Raw genomic sequence first — 18,794 nt, 5'->3', positions numbered from 1 at the left:
CTTGCGGCATTACCGCTTGCGGCATTACCGTAAGAATGGCTTCCAGACAGGGCTACCAAGGTCGGCAAGTACCTCCGGCGCATTGAAATGGTGCAGTCCTGCCAGCGAGATCACTTCAGGGCAGTTGTGTGGCCAGGCCTGGTGCAGCAGCTGGCTCTGGCGGTGGAATTCGCTGGACTCGAGTGCGCCTACCGCCAGCACCAGGGGGGCCTGGAGGGTGGGGGGTTTGTAGATGGGGCTCGAGGCCCTGGCGCTCTGCAAATCAAGCCTCAGGTCGGTGTTGATGGAAACCTGTAATAAAGGTTCCAAGTCAAACAGGCCGCTGATGGCGATACCGCCCACAATCGCCCTGGCTGGCAGGTCGTACTCCTCCCAGCGAGTCGCAAACATCTCGGCGGTCAGGTGCCCCCCTGCCGAATGCCCACTCAGGAGCATTTGTGGGCTTACCCCATAGCGGGGCGCTTCGCGGTAGAGCCAGGCTACGGCTCGGCGACATTGCTCGGTAATTTCAGCAATCGTCACCGCAGGGCAAAGGGCGTAGTTCAGGACCGCCACGCTGATACCGGCTTCTACCAGTGGCGGGGCCAGCCAGGAAAAATCGTCTTTGTCGAAGGCCCGCCAGTAGCCCCCGTGAATGAACACCAGGAGGTAGTGGCTGTTCGGGGTAGGGAAGAGGTCTAGGGTTTCCTTGGGGCCATCCCCATAGGCCAGGTTGGCATGGTGTTCCAGCGCTTGCCTCGCCGCACTGGACTCTTCGGCCCAGCGCCGGAAGTAAAGGGCGGCATCGGGCACCGAAAGCCGGGGGCTGTACTCGAGTTCGTGCCAGGAAGGAGTGCTCATGTTAGCTTCTATACGCTCAGATACCGCTTCCACAGCTCGGGCTGGGCCCCCAGGGCCTCTGAGTTGCCCTGCCAGACCACCCGCCCGCGCTCGAGGATGGTGTGCTGGTCGGCTAGGGCGATCAGGCGCTCCACGTACTTGTCAATCACCAGAATGGTCTGGCCGCTTTGCTTGAGGAGCCGGAGCACGCGCCAGATTTCCTCGCGTAAGAGCGGGGCCAGCCCTTCGGTGGCCTCGTCCAGAATTAACAGCCGAGGGTTGGTCATCAGGGCGCGGCCAATGGCCAGCATCTGCTGCTCGCCGCCGGAGAGCTGGTTGCCCAGGTTGTGCTGCCGCTCTTGCAGGCGGGGGAAAATTTCGTAAATGCGTGGCAGCGTCCAGGGCTGGGGGCTTTGGTTGCGGTTGGCGGCGAAGGCAATCAGGTTTTCCTTCACCGTCAGGTTGGGGAAGATCTGCCGCCCCTCGGGCACTACCGCGATGCCCAAAGCGGCAATCTGCTCGGGCGGAAGGGCTTCGATACGCCTACCGGCAAAGCTGATCAGGCCCTTTCGGGCAGGGGTCAGGCCCAGGATGGAGCGCACGGTGGTGGTTTTTCCCATCCCGTTGCGGCCCAGCAGGGTGGCCACCTGGCCTTCCTGGATGGTCAGGTTCACATTGAACAAAACCTGGCTGGGGCCGTAGAAGGTTTGTAAGCCTTGAATTTCCAGCAGGATGCTCATGCGTGCTTGCCTCCGGGGTCGTCGCCCAGGTACGCCTTGTGTACGTCGGGATGGGCCCGGATTTCCTCCGGAGGGCCCGAGGCGATCACCTGCCCGTAGACCAGGACCGAGATGCGCCGGGCTAGCCGGAAGACCGCGTCCATATCGTGCTCCACCAGCAGGATGGTTACGCTCTGCCCAAGTTTGGCAATGAGCTCCACCATGCGCCCCGACTCCTCTGGCCCCATGCCGGCCATCGGTTCGTCGAGCAGCAGCATTTTCGGTTGGCAGGCCAGGGCCAGTCCTACCTCGAGCTGCCGCTGCTCACCATGCGAGAGCTGGGCTACTTCTGTGTGGTTGCGGGCGGTCAGGCCCAGCAGTTCCGCAATTTGTTCGGCTTCCTCACGCAGCCCTTTTTCGCGCTTGACCGGACTCCAGAAGCGAAAACTGCTGCCGCTGCGGGCTTGTACGGCCAGCTCGAGGTTCTCCAGCACGGTGTAGCGCTTGAAGAGGTTGGTAATCTGAAAGGTGCGGGCCAGCCCCAGCCGCACCCGCTGGTGCTGGGGGGTGTGGGTAATATCGTGTCCATCGAAGTAGATCCGGCCTTTGGTCGGCGGGAGGACGCCGCTGATCAGATTAATCAAGGTGGTCTTTCCGGCGCCGTTGGGGCCGATCAGGGCATGAACCTCGCCCGGTTCCACCGTAAGGTTGCAGTCGTTTACCGCCGCCAATCCACCAAACTGCCTGGTGAGGTGTTCAATAACCAAAAGACTCATCGCGCCCTCCGCCCAAACAGCCCTGCAATGCCCATGGGCGCGAACAGCACAATCAGCAACAGAATCAGGCCGACCCCCAGTTGCCAGTAGATGGTGAGGTCTTGCAGGATTTCTTCCACAATGAGCAGCGTTGCAGCCCCCAGCACCCCGCCCCAAAACTGCCCCACGCCTCCCAGAATGACCATCATCATCAGGTGGCCTGACTGTTGCCAGGCCAGCAGGTTGGGCGAGGCGTACTGGGTGTAATGGGCCATCAGCACCCCGGCCAGCCCCGCCAGCACCCCGGCAATTACAAAGGCCGCCAGTTGAAACTGATAGACCGGATAGCCGATAGTGGCGGCCCGGCTCTCGTTCTCGCGGATGGCCTGCAGCACGCGCCCGAACCTCGAGTTCACCAGCCGGTACAGGGCGTAGAGCACGGCTGTCAGCACAGCCAGGGTCAGGTAATAGAGGGTGGTGTCGGAAAGCTCAAAGAGCCCAAAATCGGGCCGCCGGGCCCGCAGCCCGTCCTCACCCCCATACTGCTTGAAGGAGACCACCAGAAAGTAGATCATCTGCGCGAAGGCCAGGGTAATCATGATGAAGTAAACACCCCGGGTACGCAGGCAGATGGCCCCAATCAAGAAGGCCAGCAAGCCAGAAAGAACCATGGCCACCGGCCAGATCACCCAGGCCGAACTCACGCCCTCACGGGCCAAAATGGCTGCTGCATAGGCTCCCACGCCAAAATAGGCCGCATGCCCAAAGCTCACCATGCCGCCATAACCTAGAATCAGGTTGAGGCTGCTAGCGGCCAGTGCAAAGATCATTATTTTGGTGACAAGGCCCGTATAAAACTCCAGTCCGGTGGCACTTGCGATGGGTGGAAACACCAGCAAGAGGCCCAGCAGCACCAGAGGAATTGGCCAGTTGCGCGGCATCGATTGCTCCTAGGTACGGGCCGGGAAAAGCCCCTGGGGTTTGAAGAAGAGCACCACGGCCATCAGCAGGTAAATCAGAATCGAAGCCAGAGCAGGGCCCAGGTTCGAGGCCACCTCGGGCGAGGCCACCTGGCTCAGCAAAAGGGGTAAAAAGGCCCTTCCGGCGGTGTCCACAATGCCTACCAGCAGTGCGCCCACCAGCGCCCCCTTGACGGAGCCAATACCCCCAATCACGATCACCACAAAAGCCAGAATCAGGATGCTCTCGCCCATGCCCACCTGCACGGCCAGGATGGGCCCCAAGAAAGCCCCGGCGATGGCACACAAGGCTGCTCCCACCCCAAACAGGAGGGTGAACAGGGGCTTGATAGGCACGCCCATGGCCTGGGCCATCTCGCGGTTGGAGGCCCCGGCCCGGAGCCACATGCCGACCCGGGTGTTATTGACCAGCAAAAAAAGGCCCATTGCGACCACCAGACCCACCCCAATGATGGTGAGCCGGAAGGCCGAGTAGTTGAGGCCGGGCAGTATTTCGATGGGGCCCGACAAGCCCTCCGGGGCCGAAAGCAGCAGGGGTTGTGAACCCCAGATGATGCGTACCACTTCGTTGATGATCAGAATCAGGGCAAAGGTGGCCAGCACCTGCGACAGGTGGTCTCGCCTATAGAGCTGGCGCAGGATAGAGAACTCCAGGAGCATCCCGATCAGCGCCGTCCCGACCACGGCCAGCAAGACCCCCAGCCAGAACACCCCGGTGATGCCCACGAAGGTCGCGGTCAGGTAGGCCCCAATCATGTAGAGCGAGCCGTGGGCCAGGTTGATCATGTCCATTATGCCGAACACCAGGGTCAGACCGGCGGCCAACAAGAAGAGCATCAGGCCAAACTGGACACCGTTTAGCATTTGTTCGAGGAAAAGGGATGGAGGCATAGTATCGCGGGGGTGGGGGGTGGGGAAGGCGCAGGGGGCTATGGCAGGGTTCTCGAGTTACCTCGCGGAGGGTCTCGAGTCCAGTCCATTGGGCCAAAGCGTCTACCCGGTCGCCTGCGGCAGAGCCAGATCTGGATGCTCTGGTTGACTCAACCCCTCACCTGATGCTAAAGAAACGTTGGGTGCGCATGCACATCTGCGGTGCCTACCCCGTTACTTCAGTTTGCACTGCGAGACATAGGCATCGCTGTGGTTGGAGAAAATGTTGCCCGCCAGCCGGTTGATGATCTCGCCGTTTGGGGCCTGAACCACCTGGCGCAGGTAGTAGTTCTGGATGGGGTAGCCGTTTGGGTTAAACTTGAGGGGCCCCCGGGTGCTGTTAAAGCCGGCCAGGAAGGCTTTACGCAGGTCGTCTTTCCTGGAAACATCGCCTCCTACGGCCCGGATGGCTGCATCCAGCATCAAGGCTGCATCGTAGCCCTGTGAGGCATAGAGGGTGGGGGTGCGATTATAGGCTTTGCGGAACTCCTCCACAAAGCGCTGGTTGACCGGGTTGTTGAGCTCCAAGGCCCAGTGCGAGCTGTTGTAGATGCCCACCATCGGACGACCCACGGCCCGGATTACATCGGCATCGGCAGAAAAGCCCGGCAAGAACAAAGGAATTTCACGTAGCAGACCGGCCTCGGCATACTGCTTGATAAAGTTCACGCCCATCGCGCCGGGCTGGAAGGTGTAGACCGCTTTGGGCTTGGCCGCGCGAATCTGGGCAATCTCGGCAGAGAAGTCGAGCTGGTTGAGGCGGTTATAGACCTCTGCTGCAATCTTGCCCTTGTAGAAGCGCTTGAAGCCGGTCAGGGCATCGCGCCCGGCGGGGTAGTTGGGAGCCAGGATGAAGACGTTCTCAAAGCGGCGGGTGTTGACATACTGGCCCATGGCCTCGTGCAGGTTGTCGTTCTGCCAGGCCACGTTAAAGAAGTAGGGATTGCAGCGCTCCCCGGCATATTCTGAAGGCCCGGCATTCAAGCTGATGTAGTGGATTTTTTCCTCGAAAATGGCATCGCCCACGGCCAGCAGGATGTTGGAGAAGATGATGCCGGTCATAAAGTCGACCCGCTCGCGTTTGAGCATCCGGTCTACCGCCTGCCGTGCCACATCGGGGTTTTGCTGGTCGTCGGCCACGATGACTTCTACGGGTAGGCCCCCCAGCTGGTTATTAAGGAGCCGCACCGCTAGGTTGAAGCCGTCGCGGGCGTCAATGCCCAGGGCCGCGCCGCCGCCCGAGAGGGTGCTGACGAAGCCGATCTTGACCGTGCGCGGCTGGGCCAGCGAGAGCGAGAAACCTGCCAACCCCAACAAAACCATTAGCCAAAGTATTCTTTTCATCTTTCCTCCCATCGCTTGCTGTGTTGGTCGAATGATAACGGGTTCATGGCGCTTTGTTTAGTCCCTCTTTCTGCCCTATAGATCGGTGCGAACCTGCCACAGCTCGGGAAACAGCACGATGTCCAGAGCCCGCTTCAGATAGGGCACGCCCGCCGTTCCGCCGGTGCCTTGCTTATGCCCGATGATGCGCTCCACGGTAGTCAGGTGGTTGAAGCGCCAGCGGCGGAAGTTGTCCTCTACGTCTACGAGCTTCTCGGCGAGGTAGTACAGATCCCAGTGTTGCTCGGGGTGGCGGTAAACCTCGAGCCAGGCTGCCCGTACCCTTTCATGGGGCTGATAGGGCTGGGAAAAATCCCGCTGTAGCACAGCTTGGGGAATCTCCAGCCCTCTGGCCGCAACCAGGTGTAAGGAGATATCGTAGAGGCTGGGAGCCTGCAAGGCTTGCTCCAGCAGCCGGTGGTGTTCGGGCCGGTGCTGGTGCGGGCGCATCATGAAGGGCTGCTTGTTGCCGAACAGGAACTCGATCAGCCGGTACTGGTGCGATTGAAACCCGGAGGCCCGTCCGAAGGACGCACGAAACTGCAGGTAGTCGGAAGGGGTCATGGTTTTGAGCACCTCCCAACTGGCCGCCATCTGCTCCTGGGCGCGGCAGACCCGGGTCAGCATTTTGAGGGCCGGATCCACAATGCCTTGCTTCAACAGGCCCATCGCACTGCTGAGCTCGTGGACTATGAGCTTCATCCACAACTCCTGCACCTGGTGGATCACGATAAAAAGCATCTCGTCGTGGGCCGGGGTGAGGGTGCGCTGGGCCGAGAGTACCTGATCGAGCATCAGGTAGTCGCCATACGACAAATCCTGACTGAAGTCGGTGTGGGCTTGGGTGTAGGTCTCGTCCTTAGGGTGGTTCATCAGGTCACCTTGGCTCTTTGGTGGAAGCGGGGGTCTTTCCATAATGCCTGGCGCATCACCCGATCCAGCCTTTGTACTGCTTCCCACACGTCCGCAAAACGCAGGTAGAGCGGGGTAAAGCCGAAGCGCACGATGTCCGGGGCGCGAAAGTCGCCAATCACCCCCTGGCTGATGAGGGCCTGCATGATGGCGTAGCCCTCGGGGTGGCGGTAGGAGACCTGGCTGCCGCGCCGGACGTGCTCCCTGGGCGTGACCAGCTCAAAACCGTAGCGGGCGGCCAGCGGCGCCATCAAATCGATAAACAGGTCGGTCAGCTTGAGCGACTTTTCCCGTACTACCTCCAGGTCTACGTCGGCGAACACCTCGAGCGCTGCATCCAGGGCACTCATCGAGAGCACCGCCGGCGTGCCCACGGTTAGCCGCCGGATGTCCTCGGCGGCCACGTACTCCGGCACAAAGGTAAAGGGGGCCTGGTGGCCCATCCAGCCGGACAGAAAAGGAAAAGCGTGTGGCTGATGCCGCCGGGCCACAAACAAGAAGGCCGGTGCGCCGGGGCCGCCGTTCAGATACTTGTAGCCGCATCCCACCGCAAAGTCCACCCCGTGCCGGTTCAGGTGTACCGGGAAGGCCCCCGCGCTGTGGGCTAGATCCCAGATAACCAGGGCCCCCTTATCGTGGGCCAGCCGGGTCAGCCCGGCCATGTCGTAGCGGTAGCCGGTGCGGTAGTCCACCTCGGTTAGCATCAGTACAGCGGTCTGGTGGTCGAGGGCCGCTTCGATTTCATTTTTCTTCACCAGACGCAGCTCGAAAGTCCCAAGAAGCTGGACAACCCCCTGGGCGATGTAGAGGTCGGTGGGAAAGTTATCGATGTCCGAGACAATTACCTTGCGTTCCGGGCGCAGCTTCAAGGCCGCCAACAGCACTTTGAACAGGTTGACCGAGGTTGAGTCGGCGGCCACCACCTCACCCTCTTCGGCGCCAATCAGCCGGGCGATCTTGCCCCCCACCTTGAGCGGCAGGTCCACCCAGCCATGGGTGTTCCAGCTTCGGATCAGGTCGCGGCCCCACTGCTCCGTTACCACGTGCTCCAGGTGTTGTTGTACCGCTTTGGGCAGCACCCCCAGCGAGTTGCCATCCAGGTATACCAGTCCCTCGGGGATGGCAAAGGCCTCGCGTTTGGCGGCCAGGGGGTCGCTAAGGTCCAGGGCTTCTATCTCGGCTTGAGTCATAAGGGTTCCTTCAGTCGGGAATCACGGCGGTGGCCTCGATCTCCACCTTGGCCTGGTCTTCCATCAGGGCCCGCACCTCTACTACCGACATGGCGGGATAGTGCCGCCCCATCACCTCGCGGTAGGCGGCCCCCAGCGCATCCAGCGAGGCCAGGTACTCCTGTTTGCTGGTGATGAACCAGGTCAGGCGAACCAGGTGCTCGGGTCTTCCGCCTGCTTGGGCGAGGGTCTCGAGGATATTTTGCAAAGCCTGGCGGGTCTGGCCCACAAAGTCGTCGGTCTCGAAGACCCCCTGTGGGTTCCAGCCAATCATACCGGCGATGAAGACCAGCCGGCCCCGCGCAGCGATGCCATTGGCGTAGCCTTTGGGTCTGGCCCAGCCGGGCGGTTGCAGGATTTGCGGGCTCTCCTGGGTGCGTTCCACAATTATCTCCCCACCCCTTGAGCCTCCTGGCGCAGCACGAAGCGCTGCAGTTTGCCGGTCTGGGTGCGTGGCAGGCTCTCGCGGAACTCGATGGCACGGGGGTACTTGTAGGGGGCGATTTTCTGCTTCACAAAGTCCTGTAACGCCCTAACCAGCTCGGCAGAGCCCACCACTCCAGGCCGCAGTACCACGTAGGCTTTGACAATCTGCCCGCGCTCCGGGTCAGGCACCCCCACCACCGCGCACTCGGCCACGTCGGGGTGCAGTAAGAGCGCATCCTCGACCTCGGGGCCGGCAATGTTGTAACCGGAAGAGACGATCATGTCATCGGTGCGAGCCTGATAGACGAAGTAGCCCTCTTCGTCCAGCAAGTAGGCATCGCCGGTGACATTCCAGCCGTGCTGCACGTACTTGCGCTGGCGATCGTCGGAAAGGTAGCGGCAGCCGGTGGGGCCTTTGACCGCTAAACGTCCTATCTGGCCGGGGGGCAGGGGCTGGCCGTCGTCGTCCAGGATGCAGGCCTGGTAGCCTGGCACAGGCTTGCCGGTGGCGCCTGGTTTGGCCTCGGCCTCGATGTGCGAGATGAAGATGTGCAGCATCTCGGTGGCCCCGATGCCGTCAATAAGCTCAATGCCTGTGGCCTCCTTCCACCGCATTCGGGTCGAGGCGGGCAGGGGCTCCCCGGCGGAGACACATTTGCGCAGTGAAGAAAGGTCGTGGTTCCCGGCCTGGGCGGCCATGGCCCGATAAGCAGTAGGCGAGGTGGCCAACACACTGGCTTTGTATTCGGCAATGGTCGGTAAGAGGAGATCGGGGCTGGCTTTTTCCAGCAGCACCGTTGAAGCGCCAATCCGCATGGGGAAGAGCACCAGAGCGCCTAGCCCGAAGGTGAAGGCCAGGGGCGGGCTGCCTATAAACACGTCATCCGGCGAGGCCCGCAGCACGTACTTGCCAAAGGTGTCGCAGATGGCCAGCACGTCGCGGTGGAAGTGCATGCAACCCTTGGGTTTGCCGGTGGTGCCAGAGGTGAAGGCGATCAGGCAGGTGTCGTCGCTGGCAGTCTCGAGGTTTTGGAAGCTGGGGGGCTTGGCCGCCATGCGCTCTTCCAGGTTGCCGCCTTCGCCCCAGTAAAGCACCTGCTCCAGGGTGGGGCAGCCGGGTAAGGCGAGCTCGAGCTCCTCCCGTAGCCGCCCATCGCACAGGGCGTGGGAGACCTGTGCCTTAGTGATCACATCGGTGAGCTCCTTGGCCCGCAACAGGGGCATGGTGGTCACGGCGATACCCCCGGCCTTCATCACCGCGAACCAGGCCGCCACCAGCATGAGGTTGTTGGGGGCCCTGAGCAGCACCCGGTTGCCGGGCAACAGGCCCAGATCCTCTACCAGCACCCGAGCGATACGGTTGGCTTTCTCCAGCAGCTCGCCATACGTCCAGGAAAGCCCCGCCGCCCGCACGCACAAGCGCTGGGGATGCCGGGCCGCCATCTGGTCGAGGAGCTCGGTCGCACAGTTCAGGCGCTCGGGGAACTGAAGCTCCGGCAGGGTAAAAATCAGCTCGGGCCACTCCGACTTAGGCGGTAGGTTGTCCCTGGCAAAGGTGTCAACGTGGGCGCTGTATCCCATCTTGAACCCCTCCTTTGGTGGGTTGTTTCTCCTTGAAGTGTTTGAGCAACTCCCTGGCGATGATGAGGAGCTGCACCTCGCTGGCCCCTTCGTAGATGCGCAGGGCACGGATCTCGCGGTACAGAGCCTCCACCACCTGCCCTCGGGTCACGCCCAGGCCCCCCCACATCTGCAAGGCGGCGTCTATGACTTGCTGGGCGTTCTCGGTGGCGGTGAGCTTGGCCATGGCGGCTTCCTGGGTGACCCGCTGCCCCTGGTCGCGCTGCCAGGCCGCGCGGTAGGTGAGCAGTGCGGCGGCGTCTACCTGGGTGGCCATCTGGGCCAGCCGGGCCTGGGTGAGCTGGAAGTCGGCCAGGGTCTGCCCAAACATGGCCCTGGTGGTGGCCCGCCGCAGGGCTTCGTCCAGCGCCCGGCGGGCAAAACCCAGCGCGGCGGCGGCTACCGAGGTGCGGAAGATGTCCAGGGTCTGCATGGCCATCTTGAAGCCCTGCCCTTCCTCCCCCAGGCGCTGGCTGGCCGGAACCCGGCAATCCCGGAAGCGCAGCGTGGCCAGGGGGTGCGGTGCGATGACCTCGAGGCGCTGGGCGATTTCCAAACCCGGCGTGCCTGCGTCCACCACAAAGGCGCTCACGCCCTTGGAACCCTGGCTGCCCGGTGCACGGGCGAAGACCACATAGAAGTCGGCAATGCCGCCGTTGGAAATCCAGGTTTTCTGCCCGTTCAGTACGTAAGCGTCGCCCTCGAGGCGGGCCTCGGTGGTCATGGCCCCCACATCGGAGCCCGCATCCGGCTCGGAAAGGGCAAAGGCAGCGATGAATTCACCCCGGGCTACCCGGGTCAGGTAGTGGGCCTTTTGTGCGGGCGTGCCGTGCAGGGTGATGGCGCCGGAGCCCAGGCCCTGCATGGCGAAGGCGAAGTCGGCCAGGCCGTGGTGGTAGGCCAGGTTCTCGCGGATCAGGCAGACCGCTCGAGTATCGATGGTCTCATGTGCCCCACCATAGGCCCGCCCCCCCACCGCGTAGCGCGTCCAGCCGCCCGCACCGAGCGCTCGTACCAACTGTCGACAAGCGTCGTCCACTTGGTGCACGGAGTTTGCTCCGTCCCGAAGGGGATCGTCCACTTGGTGCACGGAGTTTGCTCCGTCCCGAAGGGGATCGTCCACTTGGTGCACGGAGTTTAATCCGTCCCGAAGGGGATCGTCCAGGTTGTGCGCTGGGTGAGCGGCCAGGTTGCGCACCGCCCAGGTTTGCAGGTCGTGGGCCAGCGTGCGGTGCCGGGGCTCGAAAAAGGGCCAGTCGAGGTAGGCGTTATCGCGCATGGCGAGCCTCCTGGCTTGGCGGATGGCTGAAGGATGAGGGTTGGCAGCAGATAGCCAATAGCCGATAGCTCAAAGCAAAGGGCGAACGGCCAACTGCCTTAAGCAGTGGCTGGCCCTCGACCCTCGACCCTGGACTCTCGACGTTCCGCATCTCAATCCCCCTCGAACACCGGCTTTTCCTTGGCCACAAAAGCCCTATAAGCCCGCTGAAAGTCGCGGGTGGTCATGCAGAGGGCCTGGGCCTGGGCTTCGGCCTCGAGGGCCTCATCTAAGCCCATGTTCCACTCCTGATGGAGCATTTTCTTGGTCATGGCATGGGCAAAGGTGGGCCCCTGGGCCAGTGAGCGGGCGAACTGCTGGGCTTCCTCCAGGAGCTTTTCCGGCTCGCATAGGCGGTTGAAAAAGCCCCAGCGCTCGGCCTCCTCGCCGCCCAAAGTGCGGCCTGTGTACAGAAGCTCGGCGGCCCGGCCCAGCCCCACGATGCGGGGCAGCATGGCGCAGGCCCCCATGTCGCAGCCGGCCAGCCCCACCCGCACAAACAAGAACGCTGTCTTGCTGCGGGCGGTGCCGTAACGGATATCTGAGGCCATGGCCAGGATGGCCCCGGCCCCCGCGCACACCCCGTCCACTGCGGCTACGATGGGCTGGGGGCAGGCCCGCATGGCCTTGACCAGGTCGCTGGTCATGCGGGTAAAGGCCAGCAGGCCGGGCATGTCCATCCGGGTCAGGGGGCCGATGATCTCGTGCACGTCGCCGCCGGAGCAAAAGTTGCCCCCGGCTCCGGCCATCACCACCGCCCGCACGTCTTTGGCGTAGGCCAGCGCCCGGAAGAGGTCGCGCAGCTCGGCATAGGATTCGAAGGTCAGGGGGTTTTTGCGCTCGGGGCGGTTCAGGGTGATGGTGGCAACGGTATTTTCCACCGACCAGCCAAAGTGCTGAGCCGGGTAGTCGGCGAGTTCTACCAAGTTTCCAGGCAGGGGGGTCTGGCCTCCCTGCGGGCCGATGTGGGGCAGGCTCATGGACGGGCCTCCTTATGATTGAGGTGTTTTTTTAGTTTGCCCAGGAGGGCGTACAGGCTATCTTTCTCGGCTGCCGAAAGGCCGGAGAACAGCTCGATCACCCAGCCCTCGTGGATGCGGGCCATCTCGGCGAATACCTGTTGTCCTTTGGGGGTGAGCTTGACCGTGATGGAGCGGCGATCCTGGGGGTCTACCTCGCGGCGCACCAGACCCTCGGCCTCGAGCTGGTCGGTAATGCCCGTAACATTGCCGGTGGTGACCATCATGCGCTGGGAGAGCTCGCCCATCCGCAGGCCCTCGGGGTGGCGCTCGAGCTGGGCCAGCAGGTCGAAGCGGGGCAGGGTGGTTTCGAAGTTCTCGCGCAGCCGGGTGCGAATTTCGGCCGTAATCAGGTTGGTACAGGTCAGAAGGCGCAGCCACAGCTTGATGGCCTGGTGGTGGTCTTCGGCCAGGCGGGTCTCGAGGTCGGGCTTGGGACTTACCATCTACATCACCTCGCCACCTGCCACTGCAATGGCCTGCCCGGTCAGGGCCGCCGAGCCCGGCAGGCAAAGCCAGAGTACGGCCTGGGCCACCTCGGTGGGCTCTACCAGCCGCCCCTGGGGGTTGTGCCTGGCCAGCTCGGCCCGGGCCTCGGCGGGGGTTCGTCCGGTCTTTTGCACGATTCTCGCGATGCTGGCTTCCAGCAGCTCGGTTTCGCTGAAGCCGGGGCAGACCGCGTTCACGGTAATGTTCTGGCGGGCGAGCTCGAGCGCCAAAGAGCGGGTCAGGCCCACCACCCCGTGCTTGGCCGCAGAGTAGGCGCTCACGTAGGGGTAGCCCTTGAGCCCTGCGGTGCTGGCGATGTTCACAATGCGGCCCCAGCCGGCCTCGAGCATCCCCGGCAGCGCAGCCTGGGTGCATAAAAAGGTACCGGTCAGGTTGACCGAGAGCATCCGCTGCCACAAACCCAGGTCGGTTTTGCTGAAAGGCTGACTTTCGGCCTGCCCGGCGTTGTTGACCAGAATGGTGATGGGGCCCAACGCCTCTTGAGCCGCCCTGAAGGCCCGTTTCACCTCGTCTGGGCTCGTCACATCACAGGTTTCGATATGCACTTCGGCGTTCATTTGTTGTGCCCTAGCTTCCAGGCTGGAGCGATTGCGTCCCATCAGCGTGAGCCGTGCGCCCGCCTGGGCCAGCTCGGCAGCAATGGCTGCCCCGATGCCGCGCCCACCGCCCGTCACCACGGCGTGTTTTCCGGCTAGAGGCTGTGGGTTCATCGGGCTGCTAACTCCTCGGCCTGCTCGGCTTGGGCTCGGGCCAGGTTGCGCTCGAGTTGCGCCTTGCCGGCAAGATACTGCTTGGGCCAGCCCACCTCGCGGTAGCCGAGCTTGGCGGCCTGGTTGAGCGTCCAGTGGGGGTCGGACAGGTGGGGCCTGGCGATAGCGCACAGGTCGGCCCGCCCGGCGGCGATGATAGAGTTCACGTGATCGGCCTCGAAGATGGCCCCCACCGCCATAGTGGCAATCTTGACTTCGTTGCGGATGCGGTCTGCGAAGGGGGTCTGGTACATCCGCCCGTACACCGGTCGGGCCAAGCGGGTGGTCTGGCCGGAGGACACATCTATCAGGTCGCAGCCCGCTTCCTTGAACATCCGAGCGATTTCCACGGCATCGTCGGGGGTGTTGCCGCCGGGGGCCCAGTCGTGCGCGGAGATACGCACCGACATGGGCAGGTGCTGGGGCCAGACCGCCCGCAGCGCTTTAAAGACCTCCAGGGGATAACGACAGCGGTTCTCCAGCAAACCCCCATACTCGTCGGTGCGGCGGTTGGTGAGCGGGCAGATGAAGGCCGAAAGCAGGTAGCCGTGGGCGCAGTGCAGCTCGAGCCAATCGAACCCTGCCTCCACCCCCCACAGGGCCGCCCGCACGAAGTCGGCCTTGACCCGCTCCATATCCTCTGGGGTCATCGCGCTGGGGGTTTGGTTGTTCGGCCCGTAAGGGATGGGGGAGGGGGCCAGAAGCGGCCAGTTGCCCTCCGGTAGCGGCTCGCTTTCATCTTCCCAGCCCACCTGCGTCGAGCCCTTGGGCCCAGCGTGTCCGAGCTGGAGGCCAATTTTGGCGTCGGTGTGCTGATGTACAAAATCCACGATGCGTTTGTAGGCCTGCATGTGGGCCTCGCTGTAGAGCCCCGCGCACCCGGGGGTAATGCGTCCGTCCGGCGACGGAGCGGTCATCTCGCTGAATACCAGGGCTGCACCCCCCAGCGCCCGCGCCCCCAGGTGTACCAGATGAAAATCGTTCACCAGCCCATCCTGGGCCGAGTACATGGCCATTGGCGAGACCACCACGCGGTTCTTAAGGCTCAGGTTGCGCAGCCGGAAGGGGGTAAACATGGGCGGGACGGGCTTTGGCGGTAGTCCCGTACGCGCGGCCAGCCAGCTCTCGTAGCCTTCCAGATAGGTTTTGTCCCGAAGCCGGAGGTTCTCGTGCGAGATGCGCTGGGAGCGGGTCAGCAGGCTGTAAGCGAACTGAGGGGCCTCGAGCCCTGTATAGCGTTCTACGTTCTCGAACCACTCGGTGGAGTTGCGGGCGGCGTTTTGAATCTTCAGCACCTCCACGCTCCGGGTGGCTTGATACTGGTGCAACACCTGTCGCAGATGAACCGGGGTATCGCCCACCTGGGTAAAAACCCGGGCCAGCTCGATGGCGTCCTCCAAGGCCAGCTTGGTGCCGCTGCCAATAGAGAAGTGGGCGGTGTGGGCGGCATCGCCCATCAGCACCACCGGTATCTCGCGTCCGTTCAGGGTATTCCAGTGTACCCAGGTTTTGCAGACCACCCGGGGAAACTTGATCCAGATGGCCGAGCCGCGCAGGTGAGCCGCATTGGACATCAGTCTGTGGCCGCCCAGGTAACGGGCAAAAAGCTTCTCGCAGAAGGCAATGCCCTCCTCCTGGCTCATCTGCTCGAGGCCAGCTTTTTGCCACACCGCCTCCGGTGTTTCCACAATAAAGGTGGAGGTATGGGCGTCGAACTGGTAGGCATGGGCCTGGAACCAGCCCCACTCGGTTTTCTCGAAAGCGAATGTGAAGGCGTCGAAGCGCTGATGCGTGCCCAGCCAGACAAAGCGGCACTTGCGGATCTCGATGTCGGGCTCGAAGGTGCTTTCATACTTTTTGCGCACTCGGCTGTTGATACCGTCCGAGGCAATTACCAGGTCGGCCTGGTACTTCAGGGCTATGGCTTCGTCGTCGGTGACCTCGGCCTGGAAGACCAGGTTCACGCCCAACTCGCGACAACGGTCTTGCAAGATGTTAAGCAGTTTTTTGCGACCAATCCCAATGAAGCCGTGGCCGCTGGAGCGGATAGTCTGCCCTTTGAAGTGCACCTCAATGTCGTCCCAGTGGTGAAACGCCCGGCTGATCTGGGCATAAGTAGGGAAGTCAGCCTTCTCGAGGTTGCCCAGGGTCTGGTCGGAGAAGACCACCCCCCAGCCGAAAGTGTCGTCTGGACGGTTGCGCTCGAGCACTGTTACCTCGTGGGTGGGGTTCTGCTTCTTCATCAGCAAGGCAAAGTAGAGCCCGGCTGGCCCGCCCCCGATGCAGACGATTCTCATGCTGCGGCTCCCTTGATGCCCTGGATAAACGACCCTACCTCTGAACAGTGCATCGTGCTAGACCTCTTTAAACCTTGCGCAAACTACATTTTATGCTTAAAATATTTAGATATGAGACAAAAAATTGTAATTTCAAATATAATTACCTCGTTGCCAAGATAGTTCAGATACCCTTTGTAAAAGCCCACCAGCTACAAAAGAGCGCCTCCTACAACCGCATGGTTTGCAGGAGGCGCGGGTAGATGGGGTTTTCAAGATAATGCAGGCTTTATGGGAAACTTCTTGGTGCTGTTATTATATCCGGTGTCACACCACCCAAAAAGCTCCTACCGGCGTTGGAGCACTTTCTTGAGGGCCTGTAGCGCGGGCTCAAGCTCGATCTCGGCTGTGGTGCCGGAGATCAGCTCGAGATTATAGTTGATGCCCGTTGCCGGGGGCTGTACCAGCGCGAGCTGGCCATTGACCCGGAACACGCCAAAGTAGTCGCCCCCATCCACCTCACTGTTGCCGTTGATGTCCTTCCAGCCTGCCACGGCATACTGCCCAGCGCCCAAGGAAGCCAGAATATAGTTTGCGGTGCGGGTATCGGCAGTGAGGAAAATACCTAAGGATCTATTCACGTCAAAGTCGTTCCCCGTCCAGAACAGTGCTGCTATAAAGGTATCTTTGAGGGTGGGGAGGTTTGCGCTACCGACTGTCAGCACCAATGCGGCCCGTGCGCTCTGGCTGCCTGCGTTGCCCTGTACGGTCATGGGGTACTGGCCGGGCGGCACGTTACCGGCCACGCTCAGGGCCAGCGTAGACGCAGCCCCGGCAGCGGGGTTGGGGGTGAAGGTGCCGCTAACACCTGTGGGGGCTCCTTGCAGGGTCAGGCTGACCGGCCCGCTAAAGCCCCCCACCCGTTCTATTCCCACTACCACACTGGCATTGCCCCCAGGGGCTATGGCTAGACTGCTGGGGGTGGTGCTCAGGGTAAAAGAACCCACCGGCGCACCCCCAACAGCCTGAATGGCGGCCAGTGCGTCCACCAGACCTGCTCCGCAATCACCGGCGGTAATGCCAGGGGGTGGGGTGGGCCGACTGGGGCTGGTCTCGCCCTGGCACTGGTTCTGGGTCAGGGGGCGGGCGGTGCGGCGCAGGATGTCCAGTGCCTCAGCTCGAGTGAGGCTGGGGCGAGCGCTTTTCATCAGGGCAATCAGCCCGGCCACATGGGGGGCGGCCATGGAAGTACCGTTGTAAAACTCGTAGTTAAACTGGCCGCTGGCATCGCTTTTGAGTGGGCTGAGCACACCCCCGCCCGCCTGCACGCCGCCCAGATTCACGGCAACGTTGCCACCAGGGGCCATCAGGTCGATTCGCCCTCCAAAGTTAGAGTACGGAGCCCGTCCACCCGAAGGCCCGGTAGCTCCAACAGTGATTACCCCGCTACAGCTAGCCGGAACGAAGTTGGCGGCATTCTCTGCATTGTTACCAGCCGCTGCCACAATAATTCTTCCTTGAGCATTGATACGATTGATCACTTCTTGATATAGAGGAACCTGTGAGCACGGACGACTGCCTCCCAGACTCATATTGATGACAGCAGCTGGGTTTGGGTTGGTGGGTACGCCCGCAACCGGAAGTCCTGCTGCCCATAGCATGCCATCGGTAATATCCACCAGGTCGCCACCCTGCACACCCAGTACCCGTACGGGCAGCAGCCTTGCACCCCAGGTGACCCCCGCCACGCCCAAATTGTTGTCGCTGTGGGCCAGGATGGTGCCGGCTACATGGGTACCGTGGTAGCTGCTCTGGGTGGGGCTGATTAGGTCGCCATCATCTTCAGGATTGTTGTCGCGCCCATCGCCATCACGGGCGTTGCGAGGGTCGGAGATCATGTCGAAGCCGGGCAGAATTCGGTTGCGGTCGAAGTCGGGGTGCTGTAAGAGCTGGCCGGTATCTATCACCGCTACCGTGACTGGATTGCTCTGCCCGCGCTCGATATCCCAGGCCTGGGGCAGATTGATGGCCGGGTAGTGCCATTGCTGGTTATAGAGGGGGTCGTTGGGGGTACGGGCGGGATAGAAACGATAGTTAGGGTGGGCGTATTCCACATCGGCCCTGGCGGCCAGGTCGGCGATGGCGTCTAGTGTACCCTGGGGATCCAGCGAGGCCCGATAAAGCGAAACCCGTTCTATGGACAAGTTCCGCACCCGCTGTAACAGCGCCCCGCCTGCGGATAACGTCTGCACACTTTGCAGGCCGATGCCGGCTTTGAACTTGACGATAATATCGCCGGGCACAAAATCCAGATCGGCGGTCGGGGCCGTGCCGGTTCCGATGCTGACCGTGCCCGAGATACTGCCGCCACTTCCACCGCCTCCACCCCCGCCCAGCACGCTGAGCCGGAAGCTGGCGGTATTGCTGGCTCCGCCGCTCGTACCACGCACCACCGCATCGTAGGTGCCGGTGGCTACACCGCTGCTGGCCAGGATGGTGAGCTGGCTGGTGGGGTTGCCGCTGCTGAGGGTGGAAGGATTGAAGCTGCCCGAAATGCCTTGGGGCACCCCCTCGAGGCTCAGGGTTACGGTGTTGGAGGCTCCTGGCGAAAAACTGACTGAAACCGTGACGGTGGTGAAGCTGCCCAGAGTTACGCTGGTGCCAGGCACCGAAAGGCTAAAGTTGGGGCTGCTGTCGCCGCAAGCGGCCAGCAGTATAAGAAACCAAAATATCCACCGAGGCATAACATCTCCTGAATGATGGCCAGCTCGATTGGGCATGGAGGCAGTGCCCGCTGTGCTGGCCCGAAGGATTCTTTACTGCTGGTTGTAGGTGGCGGGAACCGTGAACTGGGTAGGGGCGTTGGGTCGGGTTACGGTAAAGGTAAAACGATACTGGCCGCTAATCTTAAGGTAGCAGGTATTGGGAGGCTGCAAGGCCAACCGCTCACTGGGGATGGTGAGGGCTCCGCCTAGATTGACGTCGAAGTTGCCAAAAGAAGGCCCGATGGCGTGGGTGATATTAACGCTCAGAAGCTGGAGATTTTCGCTGGGTGCGGCCAGGAACTGTAGGCAGGGCCTTATCTGGCCGCCGAAGTTGCCGGTGGTCTCGAGAGCGAAAATGGTGATGGTGGGGTTGTTGGGGGGCGG

At 62.2% G+C, this 18,794-nt stretch carries 17 protein-coding genes; all 17 read right to left on the bottom strand.

Going from position 1 to position 18,794, the window contains the following annotated elements; translation table 11 throughout:
* Positions 1-24 precede the first annotated feature (24 nt).
* Complete coding sequence (locus Mhypo_RS10790; RefSeq protein ID WP_119341303.1) at positions 25-840, bottom strand: alpha/beta hydrolase; 816 nt, start codon at positions 838-840, stop codon at positions 25-27.
* Positions 841-848: 8 nt separating this feature from the next.
* Positions 849-1,559, bottom strand: coding sequence for an ABC transporter ATP-binding protein (locus tag Mhypo_RS10785; protein ID WP_119341302.1), 711 nt, complete (start codon positions 1,557-1,559; stop codon positions 849-851).
* Positions 1,556-2,314, bottom strand: a complete 759-nt coding sequence (locus Mhypo_RS10780) for an ABC transporter ATP-binding protein (protein WP_119341301.1) — start codon at positions 2,312-2,314, stop codon at positions 1,556-1,558. Before Mhypo_RS10780 ends, Mhypo_RS10785 begins: the two co-directional genes overlap by 4 nt.
* A complete protein-coding gene (locus tag Mhypo_RS10775) occupies positions 2,311-3,234 on the bottom strand; it encodes a branched-chain amino acid ABC transporter permease (protein WP_119341300.1) in 924 nt (307 codons plus the stop codon). The genes Mhypo_RS10780 and Mhypo_RS10775 overlap by 4 nt, the downstream gene beginning before the upstream one ends.
* A 9-nt stretch (positions 3,235-3,243) precedes the next feature.
* A complete protein-coding gene (locus Mhypo_RS10770) occupies positions 3,244-4,137 on the bottom strand; it encodes a branched-chain amino acid ABC transporter permease (protein ID WP_240637211.1) in 894 nt (297 codons plus the stop codon).
* Positions 4,138-4,377: 240 nt separating this feature from the next.
* The gene (locus Mhypo_RS10765) at positions 4,378-5,547 is read right to left on the bottom strand and encodes an ABC transporter substrate-binding protein (protein ID WP_119341298.1); all 1,170 of its coding nucleotides are present in this window, start codon (positions 5,545-5,547) and stop codon (positions 4,378-4,380) included.
* A 75-nt stretch (positions 5,548-5,622) separates the two neighbouring features.
* Complete coding sequence (gene kynA / locus Mhypo_RS10760; RefSeq protein ID WP_119341297.1) at positions 5,623-6,459, bottom strand: tryptophan 2,3-dioxygenase; 837 nt, start codon at positions 6,457-6,459, stop codon at positions 5,623-5,625.
* Positions 6,459-7,688 carry a kynureninase gene (gene kynU, locus Mhypo_RS10755; protein WP_119341296.1) on the bottom strand — a complete coding sequence of 410 codons (1,230 nt, stop codon included), beginning with the start codon at positions 7,686-7,688 and terminating at the stop codon, positions 6,459-6,461. The genes kynA and kynU overlap by 1 nt, the downstream gene beginning before the upstream one ends.
* Positions 7,689-7,698: 10 nt before the next feature.
* Positions 7,699-8,112 carry a RidA family protein gene (locus Mhypo_RS10750; RefSeq protein WP_119341295.1) on the bottom strand — a complete coding sequence of 138 codons (414 nt, stop codon included), beginning with the start codon at positions 8,110-8,112 and terminating at the stop codon, positions 7,699-7,701.
* Positions 8,113-8,114: 2 nt separating this feature from the next.
* Positions 8,115-9,734, bottom strand: coding sequence for an AMP-binding protein (locus tag Mhypo_RS10745; protein ID WP_119341294.1), 1,620 nt, complete (start codon positions 9,732-9,734; stop codon positions 8,115-8,117).
* The gene (locus tag Mhypo_RS10740) at positions 9,712-11,052 is read right to left on the bottom strand and encodes an acyl-CoA dehydrogenase family protein (protein ID WP_240637203.1); all 1,341 of its coding nucleotides are present in this window, start codon (positions 11,050-11,052) and stop codon (positions 9,712-9,714) included. The genes Mhypo_RS10745 and Mhypo_RS10740 overlap by 23 nt, the downstream gene beginning before the upstream one ends.
* A 152-nt stretch (positions 11,053-11,204) precedes the next feature.
* Positions 11,205-12,071 (bottom strand): enoyl-CoA hydratase family protein, encoded by an 867-nt coding sequence (locus tag Mhypo_RS10735; protein ID WP_119341293.1) that lies wholly within the window; start codon positions 12,069-12,071, stop codon positions 11,205-11,207.
* Positions 12,068-12,556, bottom strand: a complete 489-nt coding sequence (locus tag Mhypo_RS10730) for a MarR family winged helix-turn-helix transcriptional regulator (RefSeq protein ID WP_119341292.1) — start codon at positions 12,554-12,556, stop codon at positions 12,068-12,070. Before Mhypo_RS10730 ends, Mhypo_RS10735 begins: the two co-directional genes overlap by 4 nt.
* The gene (locus tag Mhypo_RS10725; RefSeq protein WP_119341291.1) at positions 12,557-13,330 is read right to left on the bottom strand and encodes an SDR family NAD(P)-dependent oxidoreductase; all 774 of its coding nucleotides are present in this window, start codon (positions 13,328-13,330) and stop codon (positions 12,557-12,559) included. It lies immediately after the preceding gene.
* On the bottom strand, positions 13,327-15,666 hold the full coding sequence (locus Mhypo_RS10720) for a bifunctional salicylyl-CoA 5-hydroxylase/oxidoreductase (protein ID WP_119341290.1): 2,340 nt from the start codon (positions 15,664-15,666) through the stop codon (positions 13,327-13,329). Before Mhypo_RS10720 ends, Mhypo_RS10725 begins: the two co-directional genes overlap by 4 nt.
* Before the next feature lie 326 nt (positions 15,667-15,992).
* On the bottom strand, positions 15,993-18,389 hold the full coding sequence (locus Mhypo_RS10715) for a S8 family serine peptidase (RefSeq protein ID WP_170148272.1): 2,397 nt from the start codon (positions 18,387-18,389) through the stop codon (positions 15,993-15,995).
* A 72-nt stretch (positions 18,390-18,461) separates the two neighbouring features.
* Positions 18,462-18,794: hypothetical protein (locus Mhypo_RS18130; RefSeq protein ID WP_170148271.1), on the bottom strand; the 333-nt coding region annotated here is incomplete at its 5' end.

This window comes from Meiothermus hypogaeus, assembly GCF_003574035.1.
Taxonomy (GTDB): domain Bacteria; phylum Deinococcota; class Deinococci; order Deinococcales; family Thermaceae; genus Meiothermus; species Meiothermus hypogaeus.
Note: the sequence above shows the minus strand (reverse complement) of the source record. Positions and strands in the feature narration are given on the sequence as shown.